This is a genomic window from Mycobacterium sp. E136, from assembly GCF_001666865.1.
GTDB lineage: Bacteria > Actinomycetota > Actinomycetes > Mycobacteriales > Mycobacteriaceae > Mycobacterium.
Genome location: NZ_LZJE01000230.1, coordinates 1 through 17,023, shown reverse-complemented (window position 1 = coordinate 17,023; position 17,023 = coordinate 1). Strand labels below are relative to the sequence as shown.

The window sequence follows — 17,023 nt, the reverse complement described above, 5'->3', positions numbered from 1 at the left end:
GACCAGGGCCAGCAGCAGCCCGGCGTCCTGCTGCCTGTCGGTGCGGCGCAGCGTGGAGCCCACCTGCAGCGTCACCACGTCGGCGTTCGACGGCGATTCCACCGAGAGCTGCTCCTGTTGGACCATCGGCACATCCCGGTCCACGACGAAGCGTTCCCCGTTCAGCGACGCCGGGTCGAAGGCCGTGCCGCTGCCGTCGCTGATCAGCGTGGCCTCGAGGTCCAGCGGGATCTTGGCGATCTTGCTGTGGGTGTAGGTGGACAGCAACAACGCGGCGATCAGCAGGGCGGCACCCAGCCCCAAGATTCCGCATGCCGCAATCCGCAGCGCCACTGCGCGGTTCAAACCGTGCCTCCTTCACCTGCGGTATGCCCGCAGAAACCCGTTTGACCCTAACAGCACAATTTAAGGTCGTCGTTTAGTCCGGCCGCATCCGCGCACCCGTGGTCAGCGTGTTTGGTTCTACCCGGCACACTGATTGCCGTGACCGGTGAGACGCGCGACGAGCAGGTGGGCGGCACCCGCGGGTTCCTGCCGGCCGTCGAGGGCATGCGCGCCTGCGCTGCGATCGGCGTCGTCGTCACCCACGTCGCCTTCCAGACCGGCCACACCGGTGGCGTCACCGGACGCCTGTTCGGGCGGTTCGACCTCGCGGTCGCGGTGTTCTTCGCACTGTCGGGCTTTCTGCTGTGGCGCGGGCATGCCGCCGCCGCGCGCGGGTTGCGGCCGATCCCGCCGACCGGCCACTACCTGCGCTCGCGGCTGGTCCGCATCATGCCCGGCTACCTCGTCGCGGTGGTGGTGATCCTGTCGCTGCTGCCGGAGGCCCGCGCGGACCTGACCGTGTGGTTGGCCAACCTCACGCTGACCCAGATCTATGTGCCGTTGACGCTGACCGCGGGGCTGACGCAGATGTGGAGCCTGTCGGTCGAGGTCGCCTTCTATATCGCCCTGCCGGTGCTCGCGCTGCTGGTGCGCCGGGTGCCGGTGCGCGCCCGCATCCCCGTCATCGCCGTCGCGGGCATCGCCAGTCTGGCGTGGGCAGTGCTGCCGATCGCGACGCCCGATGGCGTCAACCACCTGAACTGGCCGCCGGCGTTCTTCTCCTGGTTCGCGGCGGGCATGCTGCTCGCCGAGCTGACGGTCACGCCCGTCGGGTGGCCGCACCGGCTGGCCCGGCGGCGGGTGCTGATGGCCGCCCTCGCGATCGTCGCGTTCCTGATCGCGGCCTCACCGATCGCGGGTCCCGAGGGACTGACCCCGGGCACCGTCAGCCAGTTCGTCGTCAAGACCGCGATGGGCGCGGTGGTCGCCGGCGCGCTGCTGGCGCCGCTCGTCCTCGACCGGCCCGACACCCCGCACCGGCTTCTGGGCAACACGACGATGGTGACGCTGGGGCGATGGTCGTACGGACTGTTCATCTGGCACCTCGCCGCGCTGGCGATGGTGTTCCCGGTCATCGGCGAGTTCGCGTTCAACGGACACATGCCGGTGGTCCTGGTGCTGACGGTCGTGTTCGGCTTCGCGATCGCCGCGGTCAGCTACGCGCTGGTGGAATCGCCGTGCCGAACGGCGTTGCGGCGCTGGGAGTATCGGCACGCCCGGCCCGTTCCGCCGCTGGACTCGTCGGTCAGCAGCGTGCCTGAGCCCGTCGCGCGATAACGGCGTCGCGCACCGCCGACCGCCTGGCCTTCCCCGCGTCGTCGCGCAGCGGTTCGTCGCTGAACTCGACCGTGCGCGGCACCTTGTGGCGTTCGACGCGTTCGGACAGAAACGCGATGACGTCCGCTTCCTCGAGATCGCCGTCGGCGTGCACCAGCGCGTGCGGCACCTGCCCCAGATCGTCGTGCGGGACACCGACCACCAGACACGACAGCACGGCCGGATGTTCGGCGAGTGCCGACTCGACCTCGGCTGGATAGACGTTCTTGCCGCCGACGGTGAACATGTCCACGCGCCGGTCGCTGAGGTAGAGGAACCCGTCCTCGTCGAAGTAGCCGAGGTCGCCCAGCGAGTCCCAGCCGTCGCGGGATTTCGCCGTCGCGCCGATGTAGCGGTAGGTGGGTGCGCTGCCCGGCGACGGCCGCATGTATATCTCGCCGACCACTCCGGGCGGACACTCGTTGCCGTCGTCGTCGAGGACCTTCATCTCCCCGGCGACGACGACACCTACCGAGCCCGGATGATCCAACCACTGGCTGCCCGAGATGAACGTCAACGCCTGTAATTCGGTGCCGCCGTACAGTTCCCAGAGCGCATCCGGTTGCAGGATCTCGATCCACGCCCGCTTGACCGCGGGCGGACACGGCGCGCCGACATGCCAGAACCGTCGGATCGACGACAGGTCGTAGGCAGCGGGATCGGCCCGGTAGACCGGAATCAAGCGCTGCATGATCGTCGGCACCGTCGTCAGGAACGTCACGCGATACTCGGTGACCAGACGGAGGAACTCGTGCGGTTCGAACTTCGGCAGGAGCACGAGGTGATGGCCCTGCACGAGCCCGATCGCGAACGTGGTGAACCCGGTATTGTGGCTCATCGGCACCGAGATCAGGTTGACGTCACCTTCCTGCGCCCCAAGGGGATAACCGACCAACGGCGGGAAACGGCTGTCGCCGCCCGCCTCGATCAGCTTGGCCCGCCCGGTGCTGCCGCCCGACGCCATCGCCTTGAGCACCGGCGACACCCTCTCCGGCAGCGGCTGATCCGACAAACCCTGATCGGGAACGAAACCCGATGGCACGCTGGGTATCAGGCCGGCAGGGTCCTCGCGACCGACGATCAGGGCGCGGGGGCGCAGCTCGAGCAGGCCACTCAGTTCGGCGTCGGGCAGCCGCGGTGACAGCGGCTGCGGTATCGCACCGAGCTTCCACGTCGCGAGCACCGCCTGCGCCCACTCGATGGAGTTCGGCAACACCACGGTGACGTAATCGCCCTCTCCCACACCGAGTTCGGCATAGGCGCGGGCCAGTCGGTTGGCCGACGCGTCCAGCTCACCGCGGGTGAGGGTGACGCCCTCGCAGGTGACCGCGGGCGCGTCCGGTTCGGCCGCGGCCAGCCGCGACACCTGCGTGCTGATCGGTGGGGTCGGCTCGGTCACCTCAGTAACCGCCCTGCGCCTCGAAGATCCGGCGCGGATTGTCGACGAGCATCGTCGTGAGCTGTTCGTCGGTGACGCCTCGCTCCTTGAGGGCCGGGATCACGTCGTTGTGGATGTGCAGGTAGTGCCAGTTGGGCATGGTCTGCGGGATCATTCCCTCCGGCAGCCAGTCGATGAAGCAGGACGCATCGTGCGACAGCACCATCTTGTCGGCGTGCCCGCGCTCGCACATCCGCGCGACGGTGTCCACCCGCTCCTCGAAGCCGAGGAAGACGTCGACGCCGAACCGGTCCATCCCGATGTAGGAGCCCGCGTCGATCAGCTGCTCCAGGTAGTCGATGTCGGTGCTGTCACCGGAGTGCCCGATGACGACGCGCGAGAGGTCGACGCCTTCCTCGCTGAACACGCGCTGCTGATCCAGGCCGCGCTTGGTCGCGGCGTGGGTGTGGGTCGAGACTGGGACGCCGGTCTCGCGGTGCGCCTGCGCGACGGCGCGCAGCACCCGCTCGACGCCGGGGGTCAGGCCCGGTTCGTCGGTCGCGCACTTGAGGATCGCCGCTTTGACGTTGGTGCCGGCGATGCCGGTGGTGATGTCGCGGACGAACATGTCGACCATGGGCTCGCCGAGCGGCGTCTCCGGCCCGCTGAAGTGGAAGAACATCGGGACGTCGTTGTAGGTGTAGACACCGGTCGCGACGATGATGTTGATGTCGGTCTGCGCGGCGAGGCGTTCGATGCGCGGAATGTAGCGGCCCATGCCGATCACGGTGAGATCGACGATGCTGTCGACACCGCGGGACTTCAGCTCGTTGAGGCGGACGATCGCGTCGGCCTCACGCTGGGCCTCGTCGCCCCACACCTCCGGATAGTTGGTGGTGATGTCGAGGGATTGGATGAAGACGTGTTCGTGCATGAGCGTGACACCGAGATCCGCACTGTCGATCGGGCCACGGGCGGTGTTCAATTCCGGCACGCGGCCGATGCTACGAGATAGCGGAGGATCAATCGGGTACTTGAAACGTGATCCACAGGAAAGGCCAGAACAATATGGCGGCATCGTCGAGTGTCCGCGCCGCACCGTCGGCGTGGGCACCGCTGTCCTCGCCGACCTACCGTGCGCTGTGGATCGCACAGCTCGTCTCGAATCTCGGCACCTGGATGCAGACCGTCGGCGCGCAGTGGATGCTGGTCGCCGATCCCAATGCCGCCGTGCTCGTGCCCCTGGTGCAGACGGCGACGACGTTGCCGGTGATGTTGTTGGCGCTGCCGTCCGGCGTGGTGGCCGACCTGACCGACCGGCGACGGCTGCTGATCGCCACTCAGTCGGCGATGGCAGCCGGTGTCTCTCTGCTGGCGATCCTGACCGGAGTGGGGCTGACGACGCCCACCGTCTTGCTGATGCTGCTGTTCCTAGTCGGCTGCGGACAGGCGCTGACCGCTCCGGCGTGGCAGGCCATTCAGCCCGAACTTGTTCCGCGCGAACAGATTCCGGCCGCGGCAGCGCTGACCAGCCTGGCCATGAACAGTGCGAGGGCGATCGGGCCGGCGATCGCGGGTGCGCTGGTGTCGTTGTCGGGGCCCACGATGGTGTTCGCCCTGAACGCGCTGTCATTCGCCGGCATCGTGGTGGTGCTCTTCACGTGGCGCCGGCCCACCACGGATCGGTTGCTGCCGACCGAGCGCCCATTGTCGGCGTTGACCGCGGGCGGACGCTACATCCGCAGTTCGCCGGTGATCCGCCGCATCCTGCTGCGGGCGCTGCTGTTCATCGCCCCGGGTAGCGCGCTGTGGGGGTTGCTGGCGGTCATCGCCGACCGGCAGCTGCATCTGTCGTCCGCGGGCTACGGCGTGCTGCTGGGCGCCCTGGGCGTCGGAGCGGTCTGCGGGGCGATGGTGTTGTCCCGGCTGCAGGTGCGGTTCGGGCGCAATGCGCTGCTGACCGTCGGCGCGGTCGGTTTCGCGCTCGCGACCGTCGTGCTCGCGCTCGTTCCGGTGCTGAGCGTGGTCATCGTCGCGATGGTCGTCGGCGGCCTGTCGTGGTTGCTCACCTTGTCGACGCTGAACGCGTCGATGCAGCTGAGCCTTCCGGCCTGGGTGCGGGCGCGCGGGCTGTCGGTCTATCAGCTGGTGTTCATGGGCGGACAAGCCATCGGCTCGCTGGTCTGGGGCCTGGTGGCCGGCGCCACCAGCAGCGTGACGGCCTTGCTGATCGCGGCCGGGATGCTCACCGTGTGCGCGGTGTCGCTGGTGTGGTGGCCGCTGCACCCGGGCACCGGCAATCTCGACGTCGAACCCTCGGCGCACTGGCCGGAGCCGGCGCTGGTGTTCGAACCCGCCCCGCCCGACGGACCGGTCCTGGTGCTCAAGACGTACAAGGTCGCAGCGGAGAACGAGGCATCGTTCATCACCGCGATGGACCGGGTGAGGCGCTCCCGCCAGCGGACCGGGGCCGCGCAATGGCGGTTGTTCCGCAGCGGCGAATTCCCCCACACGTTCGTCGAGGCGTTCGTCGTGCGGTCGTGGTACGAGCACCTGCACCAACACGTCGTGCGGCAGACGGGTCAGGACCTGATCGCCGAACAGGAGGTCGAGAAGTACGTCGTCGGCGAACCCAAGCTCGAGCACCTGATCGCGGTCAACTGAGCCGACTCGATCGGATGGGCACGGTCGATGCGGCGACGGCGCCCACCGACATCAGCGCCAGCAGCTGCACACCCCACGAATGTCCGATGTAGCCGTCGACCGATCGCCACGGGTTCTGGCTCAACACCGCCCCGGCGAGGATCAGCCCGCCGGCCGCAGCAGTGACCGTGATTGCCTCGCAGAGCTTTTCGCGGTTGCGCAGCAGATAGCGGATTCCCAGCGCAACTCCGACGATCACGAAGCCCGTCACCCCCGAGATGGCGGTGCCCGTGAGCAGTGCCGCGGCGCCCACCGCGTACGGGTGCGGGCACCACACCGGCACCGGGTTCGCGGGGGCGGGTCGCCTGCGCATCGGCAGCAACGCCAACAGGGCGAGCACCGGCAGCAGCGCCAGGCCTCCGATGAGCCCGGCGCGGTAGGGCGCGTTCGCCGGGAAACTCAGCGTGACCGGACCTGCTGTGCCCGGCGGCAGTACCCACCCCTGCTGCCAGCCGTTCACCGTGATCGGCGTCAGTGCGGTTCCACCGCTGTCGCGGGCGACCCAGCCGGGGTTGATGCTTTCCGGGACGACGAGGATGCGGGACGCCGACGACGGGGCGACGGTCACCTCGCGGCGGTCCGCGCTCCAATGCCCGACATCTGCGGCAGTGGTTGGCGCCGGGCGTATTTCGTCGGCCTGCGGCCCGGCGAGTTGTGCCCCGTCGACGATGAACGCGCCGCCGGGGCTGATGACCAGCTCTTGCTGTCCCTCGGGCAGCAGGATCGGTTCGGTCCGGCACGGGTGTGCGGCTACGGGCTCACCGTCGAGCAGCGCACCGACGGTCGTGGTGAACGAGGTCTGCACGAACTCACCCGCGATACCGATGACCGGCCCCTTGCCACAGGGCATTTCGATCCTGCGCTCGCGGTTGGCATCGGCGTCAGCGGCGGCGACCGGTTCGCCCCGTGCGTCGAGCGCGGTGACCTCGGCGAGGCCGGGCGGCTTGAGCTGGTCGAAGCCGAGCGCGGTGCGGTCGATGACGTCGTGCCAGTCGAGGATGGAGACCGTCACGGTGTCGGTGACCCGCGGTTTGAGGTGCAGCGTCTGCGCGCCCGCGTCGCCGGCCACCGGACGGATCTGCGGGCCGTCGCCGAGGTCGACCGCCACCAGCGTCGGATGTGCCGGCAGCTCCGAGGAACTCGGTGTCACCCGCAGTCCGGCGACCTCACTTCGGCGGGGCAGCTTCAGCGTCAGCGTGGGCGGCGTCCCCTGTTGGACGACACGCTGAGGGGCGGTCCACGCGGTGCCCGCATCGCCGTCGGCCGCTGCGTAGGCCGAACCGAGTACGTCGATCGGATCGGCGTCGCCCATCGCACGTGCGGCGCCCGGCGCGCTGATCAGGTCGGCCAGCTTCGGCCCCTGACGGGCCCGCACCCACACCGTCGGCGTCACCGCGATCGGCGCCGGCACGGTCAGCGTGCGGCTCAAGTTGACCGGCTCCTCCGCCGAGAGCGCCATCAACGCGGCGCAGCGGTGACCGGTCGGGCTCTCGGCGCAGCCCGATCGACCCAGCAATTCCGATCCCAGATCCCATTGCGCCACAGTCGAATCCGGTGGCGGACCGGGCACCGCGACAGTGTGGCGCAGGCTGACGGGGTGGGCGAAGCCGTTCGCGTCGTACTGAGTGACGGCGAGGTCGGTGATGCCGAACTGCACGCCCGCCGAACCGTCGTCGGTCGCGACGGCGGTGAGCCGCACCCACGGTGATTCGCCGTAGGGCAGGGCGGCGGTCAGCGGCTTGCCCGCTTCGTCGAAGCGAAGGGTGCTGGTCCCGTTGACCGTCGAGATCTCGATGCGCCGGATCTGCGCACCGACCGCGGTGGCGCTGGGCGTGACGGTGATGGTCGCGTTGGTGACGGGGTGGTCGAAGTCCACCTGCATCCACTGGCCGATCGCGGACTGCAGCGAGTTCGACACCCAACTCGTCGACGGGTCGGCGTCCACCGCCGCGGCCGGACCGGTCGCGGGTGCGACGTTGGGAAGCGCGGTGGAATCGGCCGCCGAACTCGACACCGACACGCGGCCGCCGTTCCACTGCCCATAGACGAGATCGGCGCCGGGAGCGGGATAGTCGATGACCCGGTTGTGGGTGTGGCGTGGATCGTCGGGGGTGCGGATCGCCGACGAATGGTCGTCGACGCGGCCGTAGTCGGTCTCCCGGGCGAGTGGGGTGTCGGTGACGGTGACGACGGGGGTCGGCACGCCCGCGCGTTCGGCGTCGGCGGTCAACAGCATCGGGCCCAGCGGCGGCCGGTCCTGTAACCGGCGGCGCTCGTCGAGCCGCAGCAGTGCCTCGGGCGCACCGTCCACCCGCGCCATGCGATCCGTATCGACGAGGTAAGGCGTCACAGGGATTTCGGCGTGCACCCGGTAGATCTCGACGGCGGGGTAGCGGGGCCGCAGGCCGCTGTCGGAGACGAATCCGGCCAGGGTGCCGGCGCCGACCGGATCGCCGAACTCGGCGACCTTCTCCAGGCCGGGGGAGCCGTCGACGGCGCGGTGCACCAGCAGCGGTCGCGCCGACCGGGACGACTCCGGATCCAAGTCGTTGCGCACGACGACATATGAAATACCCTGGCGGGCAAGGGTATCCGCCAAGCCCGCGGACGGTCTGCCCGCGGCGAACAGTCGCTGCACGGAATCCAGCGCGCGGATGGTCTCCGGCGGGGTCAGCGGTATGGAGTCGCGCACACCCCACGGGCTGTCGCCGAGGACCTGCAGCGGTTCGTCGTGGCTGTTGCCCCACACCTGGGTGGCGAACGGAGCACCCGGAGCGACCAGGACGCGGCCGTCGGTGTTGTGTTCGTCGAGCCAGTCGGCGGTGTCATGCCAGTACTGCGGGAGCGCTTCGAAAGCGCCTGGGGGAGTGAGCTGTCCGGTCCACGCCAGCGACGTGCCCGCGGCCAGCGCAACCAGCACCACGATCCCCACCGCCACGCGTTTGTCCCGTTCGGGGTGTGCCAGCGCGGTCGTCCACTGCTCGCGCGGTGCGCTCCCCGGCAGCGGGATGCGCCCGAGCAGATGCGCCAACCCCAACGCCAGCGGCAGCCGTAACAGCGGTTCGAGCTTGTGCAGGTTGCGCAGCGGCGTCCCGGACGCGTCGAGGAACGCCTGAACCTGCAGCGCGACGGGCGAGCCGAGCCCGCCGGAATAGCCGAGCGCCAGCAGCGTGACCCCGACCAAAAGGATGGTGATCAGCCGACCGCGGGCGGGCATCGTCTTCAAGGCCAGCCCCGCCAGGCCCGCGGCGGCCACCAGGGTGGTGGCCAGCACCGCGACCGAACCGGTCACCAGCGACGCGCCCGCCGTCGCGTTGGGCGCCACGAACGGCGTCCACGCGTCGGTGCCGCGCAGCATCTCGGTCAGCGACATCCACCGCGTGGTGACACCCGAGGACTCGATGAAGTCGAGGAACGGCGGACTGACCCGCCCCAGCATCAGCAGCGCGACGACCCACCACAGCACCGCCAGCGCGATACCGAGCGCCCACCACGCGGTGAACCGCCACCATTGCTTCGTCGGCCGGTGACACGCCAACCAGATGACCGCACACAGGCAGCCGGTGATCGTGGCCACCGCGTTGACTGCACCCATCAACGCGATCGCCACCGCGGATCGCATCGCGAGCATCCGCACCCGCGGATCGCCCCGGAGCACCAGGATCACCGGCAGCAGCACCCACGGCGCCAGCATCATCGGAAGCGTTTCGGAGGAGATCGCGCCGAGCGTGGTCAGCACCCGCGGTGACAGCGCATACGCGATCGCGGCGATGACGCGCGAGGTCGGGCTGCCGATGCCGCGCCCGTCGTTGAGCGCCTCGGCCACCCGCACGATGCCCCAGAAACCGACGACCAGCAGCAGCGCCCACCACAGCCGCTGAGTGACCCAGCCGGGCAGCCCGACCACGTCGCCGATCAAGAAGAAGGTGCCGTGCGGGAACAGGTAGCCGTAGGCCTGGTTCTGCGCCTGACCGAACGGCAGCTCGCTGTTCCAGAGGTTGAACGCACGCGCCAGGAATCGCAGCGGGTTGGCGGTCAGGTCCAGCTTGGTGTCGGGGGAGATCTGTCCGGGTGACTGGGCGAACGTCAGGACAAGTGCCGCCGCAGCGGCCACCCACAACCAGCGCCGGGAGAGCGGGGTCGTCTGCGCGGCGACCCGAGAATCAGGTGCGGTCGCCGTACTCGACCCTGTTGAGCACCGAAGACGCCGGATCGCCCGCTTGCAGAGGTGGCTTGTTGTCCTGCTGCACCATCAGCGTCACACCGAAGACGGCCGCCGCGCCCAGCAGCAGGCCGACCACGACGCTGGCGGCGGCTGGCACGAGGAACCGATCCATGCGGCAAAAGTAGCACGCGGGCCATGTCCGCAGCTGGACCCAGGTTCTCGGGGTACACGCCGACCACGAGATAGATGTGAAGCGCGACAGCAGTTAGTGTCGAAGCCCATGGCCTTGCCCCGCGCATTGTGTGCCCTCGCTGCCACGCCGATCTTGTTGATGGCGTGCTCGCCTGCCGCGCAGGAGGCCGAGCCGTCAGCGTCGTCCGCGCCCATCACCAAGGCGGCGACCGCCGTGCCCGAGGCTCCGGCCGCGCCGGCGGCCCCCGCGTGCGGAGCCGGGGATTCCCTGCTGGCGTCGATGTCGACCCGCGACAAGCTGGCCCAGCTCTTGATGGTGGGCGTTTCCAACGCGGCGGACGCGCGTGCGGTCGTCGACAATCACCACGTCGGCGGCATCTTCGTCGGCAGCTGGACGGACCTGTCGATGCTGTCTGACGGCTCGTTGGCAGGCATCGCAGGATCGGCGACCCCGCTGCCGCTCGCGGTCAGCGTCGACGAGGAGGGCGGCCAGGTGTCGCGGCTGGCCGGGCTGATCGGCAGCCAACCGTCGCCGGCCTCGCTGGCCGCCAGCAGTACGCCGGAAGAGGTGTACGACATCGCGCTGAAGCGGGGGCAGGCCATGCGCGGGCTCGGCATCACCGTCGACTTCGCGCCGGTTGTCGACGTCGATGGGGGCGGCGCCATCGGCGACCGGTCGTTCGGCTCCGATCCGGCCGTCGTCACCGATTTCGCCGGCGCGTATGCCCGTGGCCTGCGCGACGGCGGTGTGATGCCGGTGCTCAAACACTTCCCCGGCCATGGGCGCGCCTCGGGTGACTCGCACACGGGCGGCGTCACGACGCCACCGCTCAGCGACCTGCAGACCACCGATCTGGTGCCGTACCGGACGCTGACCAGCCAGGCGCCGGTCGGTGTGATGGTCGGTCACCTACAGGTGCCCGGGCTGACCGGCAGCGATCCGGCCAGCCTGAGCCCGGCGGCCTACGCGCTGCTGCGGTCGGGCAACTACGGCGGCCAGCCGTTCAACGGCCCCGTGTTCACCGATGATCTGTCCGGTATGCGGGCCATCACCGACCGGTTCGGGGTTGCCGAGGCGGCGCTGCGGAGCCTGCAGGCGGGCGCCGACGTCGCGCTGTGGCTGAGCACCGGTGAGGTGCCCGCGGTGCTCGACCGGCTGGAGAAGGCGTTGGATGCCGGGGAGCTGTCGATGTCCAGCGTCGACGCGTCGGTTCTGCGGATGGCGGCGGTGAAGGGGCCCAACCCGCACTGCTAGTCGCTACCTGCTGCTGACGCCCGGTTTCCGCGGATTGCTTACCCTGGTGGGATGGCCGGAGGAACCAAGCGGTTACCGCGCGCGGTGCGCGAGCAGCAGATGCTGGACGCCGCTGTGCAGATCTTCTCGGTCAACGGCTATCACGAGACGTCGATGGACGCGATCGCCGCCGAGGCGCAGATCTCCAAGCCGATGCTGTACCTGTACTACGGGTCCAAGGAGGAGCTGTTCGCGGCGTGCCTGGACCGGGAGCTGGCGCGGTTCGTCGACGACGTGCGCAGCCGCATCGACCTCAAGCAGAGCCCGAAAGACCTTCTGCGCACCGCCGTCCTGGCGTTTCTGAACTACATCGACGCCAATCGGGCGTCGTGGATGGTGCTGTACAGCCAGGCCACCAGCTCGCAGGCGTTCGCCCACACCGTGCGCGAGGGCCGCGAGCGCATCATCGACCTGGTCGGCAGGTTGCTGCGCTCGGGCACCCGAAACCCGGAGCCCGACACGGATTTCGACATGATGGCCGTCGCACTGGTCGGTGCCGGTGAGGCGGTGGCGTCGCGGGTCAGCACGGGCGACGCCGGTGTGGACGAGGCGGCCGAACTGATGATCAATCTGTTCTGGCGCGGCCTCAAGGGCACCCCGTCCGATCACCCCATCGAGACTGCGGTGCGATCGCCGAACTAGCTCCAATCGCGTTCTGTACGCGGTCTCGGTGCTTACAGCGAGCGGACCGTCCCGAACAGATGCGGCTCGCGCTTCTTCATGTCGCGCAACGTCAGATCCCAGCCGTCCGAAACCCGATCGACGTACAGGCCCGCGTTCGCGGGCAGCACCACCGGCTTGGCGAACTTCACCGAATACTTCACCGCGTCGGGTAGCTGACCCTCGATGTTCGCCAGAACCGCTGCCGCGCTGAACATCCCGTGCGCGATGACGGTCGGGAACCCGAACAGCTTGGCCGCGATCGCACTGGTGTGGATCGGGTTGTGGTCGCCGCCCACCGACGCATAGTGCCGGATCTGCCCCGGGGTGATGCGCAGCATCGCGTTCGGCGGACCGAGTTTCGGCGGCTTCTGCGGCGGCGGCTTCGGCTCGTCGGACAGGCTCGTGCGCTGCTGGTGCAGAAACGTGGTGATCTGATGCCACGCCCGCTCGTTACCGACGCTGACGTCGGTGACGATGTCGACCAGCAGGCCCCGCCGGTGCTCGCGCAGATTCTCCGCGTGCACCTTGACCGAGACCGAGTCGGTCACCGCGATCGGGCGGTATTGGGTGATGTGGTTCTCGATGTGCACCGAACCCATTGCGGCGAACGGGAAGTCGAAGCCGGTGACCAACGACATCAGCGTCGGGAAGGTGAGCGCGAACGGATACGTCAGCGGGACGGAGTCGCCGAACTGCAATCCCGTCACCGCGGCATAGGCCGCCACGTTCTGTGGGTCGATGCTCAGGTCTTCGACCGTCAGCGTGCGGTCGGGCAGCGACTCGCCGCGCGGCACGAACGGCAGGGCGCCCGCCGCCGCGCGCGCCAGGTTCATCAGCCCGGACGGTTGACTCGCACCTGTCATACCTCGACTCCTTCTCGCTCCGGTCCTCGCTCGTTCCTCGCTGCGATCCTCACTCGTCGTCGCCTTCGGTCACGCCCCCAGCCACGCCTGGCCGCACACCCGCACCGTGTTGCCGGTGACGGCGTTCGACGCTGGGCTCGCGAAGTAGGCGATCGTCTCCGCGACGTCGACCGGTTGGCCGCCCTGGTACAGCGAATTGAGCCGGCGGCCCACCTCGCGGGTGGCCAACGGAATCGCCTCGGTCATCTTGGTCTCGATGAAGCCCGGCGCCACCGCGTTGACCGTGACGCCCTTGTCGGCGTAGGCCTGCGAGAGGCTGTCGGTCAGCCCAATCATGCCCGCCTTGGTCGCCGCGTAGTTGGTCTGCCCGCGGTTGCCCGCGATGCCGGCCATCGACGACAGCCCGACCACCCGGCCGCCCTGACCGATCACGCCGTTGTTCACTAGACCCTCGGCAAGGGCAAGCGGCGCAACGAGATTCACCGCGACGACGGAGTCCCAGCGTCCCTCGTCCATGTTGGCGAGCAGCTTGTCGCGGGTGATGCCGGCGTTGTTGACCAAGATGTCGGCGTGCCCGTCGTACACCTCACGCAGGTGTTCGGTGATCTTGTCGACCGCGTCCTCGGCGGTCACGTCGAGCGTCAGCGCCGTCCCGCCGACCTTCGACGCCGTCTGCCCCAGGGCCTCGGCCGCCTGCTCGACGTCGATGCACACGACCTTTGCGCCGTCGCGGGAGAACACCTCGGCGATCGTCGCGCCGATGCCACGGGCGGCGCCCGTGACGATCGCGACCTTGCCGTCCAACGGGCGGTCCCAGTCCGCAGGCGGGGCCGAATCGTCGGGGCCGATCCGGAACACCTGGCCGTCGACGTAGGCCGACTTGCCAGAGAGCAGGAACCGCATCGTCGACTCCAGACCTGTCGCGGCGGGCTTCGCCTCCGGCGACACGTACACCAGGTTCACGGTCGCGCCCCGGCGCATCTCCTTGGCCAGCGAGCGGGTGAACCCCTCGAGCGCGCGCTGCGCGATGCGCTCGTGCTCGCTGCCCGCCAGCTCGGGGGTGGTCCCGATGACGACGACGCGGCCGGATGCCCCGAGGTTGCGCAGCAGCGGGGTGAAGAACGTGTAGAGGCCCTTCAGCCCGGCCGGTTCGGTGATGCCGGTGGCGTCGTAGACGAGCCCGCCGAACGAGTCGGCCCAGCGACCGCCGAGATTGTCGGAGACGACGTCGTAGTCCTCGGCGAGCGCGGTGCGCAGCGGCTCGACGAGCCGGCCCTCACCGCCGATCAGCAACGTGCCCGACAGCGGCGGCTCGCCGGGCTTGTAGCGGCGCAGCGTCTCGGGCTGGGGGATGCCGAGTTGCTTGGCGAGGAACGACCCCGGCGCCGAGTGGACGATTTGCGAGTACAGATCGGAAGCCATGGGACGAACTTACTCCAGAGTAAGAAGGGTGGGTACTATGGGTGCATGCCTAGTGATACCCGCCGACGCGTCGCCATTCTCGGTGGCAACAGAATTCCTTTCGCCCGCTCCGATGGCGCGTACGCCAGTGCCTCCAACCAGGACATGTTCACCGCCGCGTTGGGCGGCCTGATCGAACGCTTCAACCTCGAGGGCGAGACCCTCGGCGCGGTCATCGGCGGGGCCGTGCTCAAGCACAGCCGCGACTTCAACCTGATCCGGGAATGCGTCCTCGGCAGTGCGCTGTCGTCGTACACGCCGGCGTTCGACATCCAGCAGGCGTGCGGCACCGGGTTGCAGGCGACCATCAGCGCAGCCGACGGCATCGCCTCGGGTCGCTACGAGGTGGCCGCGGCCGGCGGCGTGGATACCGCCTCGGATGCGCCGATCGCGCTTGGCGACGACCTTCGCCGCACCCTGCTCGGGTTGCGCCGCGCCAAGTCGAACGTCGACCGGCTCAAGCTCGTCGGCAAGCTGCCCGCCTCGCTTGGCATCCAGATCCCGGTCAACAGCGAGCCTCGCACCGGCATGTCGATGGGTGAGCACGCCGCCGTCACCGCCAAGGAGATGGGCATCAAGCGCGTCGACCAGGACGAGCTGGCCGCCGCGAGCCACCGCAACATGACCGCCGCCTACGACCGCGGTTTCTTCGACGACCTCGTCACGCCGTTCCTCGGCCTGTACCGCGACAACAACCTGCGGCCCGATTCGTCGGCCGAGAAGCTCGCCAAGCTCAAACCCGTCTTCGGGGTGCGCAACGGCGACGCGACCATGACGGCGGGCAACTCCACCCCGCTGACCGACGGCGCCTCCGTGGCGCTGCTCGCCAGCGAGAAGTGGGCCGAGCAGCACTCGATCGAGCCGATGGCGTACTTCGTCGACTCGCAGACCGCTGCGGTGGACTACGTCAACGGCCGCGACGGCCTGCTGATGGCAGGCACGTACGCGGTGCCGCCGCTGCTGGCCCGCAACGGGCTGACCCTGCAGGATTTCGACTACTACGAGATCCACGAGGCGTTCGCCTCCGTGGTGCTCGCCGTGCTGCAGGCCTGGGAGTCCGAGGAGTACTGCAAGGAGCGCCTCGGCCTGGACGCGGCCCTGGGGTCCATCGACCGGTCGAAGCTGAACGTCAACGGGTCCTCGATCGCGGCAGGCCATCCATTCGCCGCGACCGGTGGGCGCATCGTGGCCCAGTTGGCCAAGCAGCTCGCCGAAAAGAAGAAGGAGACCGGCAAGCCGGTGCGCGGCCTGATCTCCATCTGTGCAGCTGGCGGCCAGGGTGTGACCGCGATCCTCGAGGCCTGAGGGCAGCCGGAAACCGCCGAAAAAATTAATTCCGGCGGTTGTAACACCGTCCGAAACGGCGCCGATACATGGGATAGCTCCGTACTGCCGTCTGACCCCCCGACCCGACGGCAGTACGGGGCACTTAACGTTTCGGGCCCGTGCTTCGATGGTGGGATGCAGACCAGCGTCGCACTCACCGGATTTCTCGATGACGGACGTTCTCCGCTCGACGCAACCCTGGACAAGCTGAGGTCGCTGCGTGACGAGGGCTTCCGCAGGGTGTGGATGGCGCAGCTGCCCTACGACCCCGATCTGCTGACGATCCTGGCCGTCGCGTTCCACGAGATCGACACCATCGAGGTGGCCTCGGGTGTGATCCCGATCCAGGTCCAGCACCCCACGCAATTGGCCCAGCGCGCGCTGACGCTGAACACCATCGCGGGCGGGCGCTTCACCCTGGGGATCGGGTTGAGCCACCGCATGGTGACCGAAGGAGTGTGGGGCATCTCGTACGACAAGCCGGTGCGGCAGATGCGCGAGTACCTCGACGCGCTGCAGCCGCTGCTGAACGGCGAGCCCGCGGACACGTCCGGCGAATTCTGGACGACCCGCGGCTCGTTGAAGGTGCCCGGCGCGCCGCGGCCGGACGTCTACCTCGCGGCGCTCGGACCTCAGATGCTGCGCCTGGCCGGTCGGCGCAGCGCCGGGACGATGACGTGGATGACGGGACCTCAGACGCTGGCCAACCACGTCGTCCCGACCTTGCGCGAGGCCGCCGCGGAGGCGGGCCGCGACGAGGGCTCGGTGCGCGTCGTGGCCTCACTGCCGATCAGCGTCACCGACGACGTCGACGCGGCCAGGGCCAAGGCCGCCGAAGAGTTCGCGATCTACGGCCAACTGCCGTCGTATCGGGCCATGCTCGACCGCGAGGGCTTCGCCGGTCCGGCGGACGCGGCGATCATCGGCGACGAGGAAACGGTTTCGCAGCGGCTCGACGAACTGGGCGCTTCGGGTGTCGACGAGTTCGTCGCCAGCGTCTTCGACGCCGACCCCGAGGCCCGTGCGCGCACCCGCGCGCTGCTGCGTTCCAAGGACGCCTGACCGCCCAAAATTCACCCTGGTGTGATCCGCGTCACCGGCGTACGATCGGTCGCACGACGGGTTCGGGAGTGACAATTCCGAAGAGTCGGCAAGGGTTGAAAGCCGACCGCGCGAGACTGATGTGACGCACCTGGTGTCCTCCCGAACCCGCCCTTTTGTGTGAGGGTACGGCTGGCAACACCGCCGATTCACCGGCCAGCACGATGGCTTCCGAT

Annotated in this window: 13 protein-coding genes; 6 read left to right on the top strand and 7 right to left on the bottom strand. The window is 69.0% G+C overall.

Features of this window, described 5'->3' with window-relative positions; all coding sequences use genetic code 11:
* A partial coding sequence (locus A5698_RS15390) for a porin PorA family protein (RefSeq protein ID WP_156670772.1) occupies nucleotides 1-345 on the bottom strand: 345 nt, incomplete at its 3' end.
* A 204-nt stretch (nucleotides 346-549) separates the two neighbouring features.
* Between A5698_RS15390 and A5698_RS15385 the strand changes: the two genes are divergently transcribed.
* Complete coding sequence (locus tag A5698_RS15385; RefSeq protein WP_068298453.1) at nucleotides 550-1,662, top strand: acyltransferase family protein; 1,113 nt, start codon at nucleotides 550-552, stop codon at nucleotides 1,660-1,662.
* Here the strand turns inward: A5698_RS15385 and A5698_RS15380 are convergent.
* Together A5698_RS15380 and A5698_RS15375 are read right to left on the bottom strand one after the other, a co-directional pair.
* The gene (locus tag A5698_RS15380) at nucleotides 1,631-3,100 is read right to left on the bottom strand and encodes an AMP-binding protein (protein ID WP_068298450.1); all 1,470 of its coding nucleotides are present in this window, start codon (nucleotides 3,098-3,100) and stop codon (nucleotides 1,631-1,633) included. The two genes, A5698_RS15385 and A5698_RS15380, sit on opposite strands and share 32 nt — an antisense overlap.
* Before the next feature lies 1 nt (nucleotide 3,101).
* Nucleotides 3,102-4,073 carry a phosphotriesterase family protein gene (locus tag A5698_RS15375; RefSeq protein WP_068298444.1) on the bottom strand — a complete coding sequence of 324 codons (972 nt, stop codon included), beginning with the start codon at nucleotides 4,071-4,073 and terminating at the stop codon, nucleotides 3,102-3,104.
* Nucleotides 4,074-4,147: 74 nt separating this feature from the next.
* Between A5698_RS15375 and A5698_RS15370 the strand changes: the two genes are divergently transcribed.
* Nucleotides 4,148-5,743, top strand: a complete 1,596-nt coding sequence (locus tag A5698_RS15370; protein ID WP_068298436.1) for an MFS transporter — start codon at nucleotides 4,148-4,150, stop codon at nucleotides 5,741-5,743.
* Here A5698_RS15370 and A5698_RS15365 read toward each other — a convergent pair.
* Complete coding sequence (locus A5698_RS15365; protein WP_068298434.1) at nucleotides 5,736-9,896, bottom strand: DUF3367 domain-containing protein; 4,161 nt, start codon at nucleotides 9,894-9,896, stop codon at nucleotides 5,736-5,738. The two genes, A5698_RS15370 and A5698_RS15365, sit on opposite strands and share 8 nt — an antisense overlap.
* A gap of 49 nt (nucleotides 9,897-9,945) precedes the next feature.
* Complete coding sequence (locus tag A5698_RS15360; protein WP_067083356.1) at nucleotides 9,946-10,119, bottom strand: DUF2613 domain-containing protein; 174 nt, start codon at nucleotides 10,117-10,119, stop codon at nucleotides 9,946-9,948.
* Between the two features lie 108 nt (nucleotides 10,120-10,227).
* Between A5698_RS15360 and A5698_RS15355 the strand changes: the two genes are divergently transcribed.
* Together A5698_RS15355 and A5698_RS15350 are read left to right on the top strand one after the other, a co-directional pair.
* Nucleotides 10,228-11,394: a glycoside hydrolase family 3 N-terminal domain-containing protein gene (locus A5698_RS15355; RefSeq protein WP_197506786.1), complete on the top strand. Its 1,167-nt coding sequence runs from the start codon at nucleotides 10,228-10,230 to the stop codon at nucleotides 11,392-11,394.
* A 51-nt stretch (nucleotides 11,395-11,445) separates the two neighbouring features.
* Nucleotides 11,446-12,075 carry a TetR/AcrR family transcriptional regulator gene (locus A5698_RS15350; RefSeq protein ID WP_068298428.1) on the top strand — a complete coding sequence of 210 codons (630 nt, stop codon included), beginning with the start codon at nucleotides 11,446-11,448 and terminating at the stop codon, nucleotides 12,073-12,075.
* A gap of 32 nt (nucleotides 12,076-12,107) precedes the next feature.
* Here the strand turns inward: A5698_RS15350 and A5698_RS15345 are convergent, their stop codons facing one another.
* Both A5698_RS15345 and A5698_RS15340 read right to left on the bottom strand, forming a co-directional pair.
* Nucleotides 12,108-12,959 carry a MaoC/PaaZ C-terminal domain-containing protein gene (locus A5698_RS15345; RefSeq protein ID WP_068298426.1) on the bottom strand — a complete coding sequence of 284 codons (852 nt, stop codon included), beginning with the start codon at nucleotides 12,957-12,959 and terminating at the stop codon, nucleotides 12,108-12,110.
* A 69-nt stretch (nucleotides 12,960-13,028) separates the two neighbouring features.
* Nucleotides 13,029-14,381: a 3-oxoacyl-ACP reductase gene (locus A5698_RS15340; protein ID WP_068298424.1), complete on the bottom strand. Its 1,353-nt coding sequence runs from the start codon at nucleotides 14,379-14,381 to the stop codon at nucleotides 13,029-13,031.
* Nucleotides 14,382-14,426: 45 nt separating this feature from the next.
* On the opposite strand from A5698_RS15340, the gene A5698_RS15335 reads away from it, so the two are divergent.
* Complete coding sequence (locus A5698_RS15335; RefSeq protein WP_068298421.1) at nucleotides 14,427-15,725, top strand: acetyl-CoA C-acetyltransferase; 1,299 nt, start codon at nucleotides 14,427-14,429, stop codon at nucleotides 15,723-15,725.
* Nucleotides 15,726-15,881: 156 nt separating this feature from the next.
* Complete coding sequence (locus A5698_RS15330) at nucleotides 15,882-16,808, top strand: TIGR03564 family F420-dependent LLM class oxidoreductase (protein ID WP_068298418.1); 927 nt, start codon at nucleotides 15,882-15,884, stop codon at nucleotides 16,806-16,808.
* The last annotated feature ends 215 nt before the right edge of the window (nucleotides 16,809-17,023 follow it).

Coding starts and splice junctions, on each gene's coding strand:
- A5698_RS15385 (WP_068298453.1), top strand. CDS start 550: ATGCGCGCCTGCGCTGCGATCGGCGTCGTCGTCACCCACGTCGCCTTC.
- A5698_RS15370 (WP_068298436.1), top strand. CDS start 4,148: ATGGCGGCATCGTCGAGTGTCCGCGCCGCACCGTCGGCGTGGGCACCG.
- A5698_RS15360 (WP_067083356.1), bottom strand. CDS start 10,119: ATGGATCGGTTCCTCGTGCCAGCCGCCGCCAGCGTCGTGGTCGGCCTG.
- A5698_RS15355 (WP_197506786.1), top strand. CDS start 10,228: ATGGCCTTGCCCCGCGCATTGTGTGCCCTCGCTGCCACGCCGATCTTG.
- A5698_RS15350 (WP_068298428.1), top strand. CDS start 11,446: ATGGCCGGAGGAACCAAGCGGTTACCGCGCGCGGTGCGCGAGCAGCAG.
- A5698_RS15345 (WP_068298426.1), bottom strand. CDS start 12,959: ATGACAGGTGCGAGTCAACCGTCCGGGCTGATGAACCTGGCGCGCGCG.
- A5698_RS15340 (WP_068298424.1), bottom strand. CDS start 14,381: ATGGCTTCCGATCTGTACTCGCAAATCGTCCACTCGGCGCCGGGGTCG.
- A5698_RS15335 (WP_068298421.1), top strand. CDS start 14,427: ATGCCTAGTGATACCCGCCGACGCGTCGCCATTCTCGGTGGCAACAGA.
- A5698_RS15330 (WP_068298418.1), top strand. CDS start 15,882: ATGCAGACCAGCGTCGCACTCACCGGATTTCTCGATGACGGACGTTCT.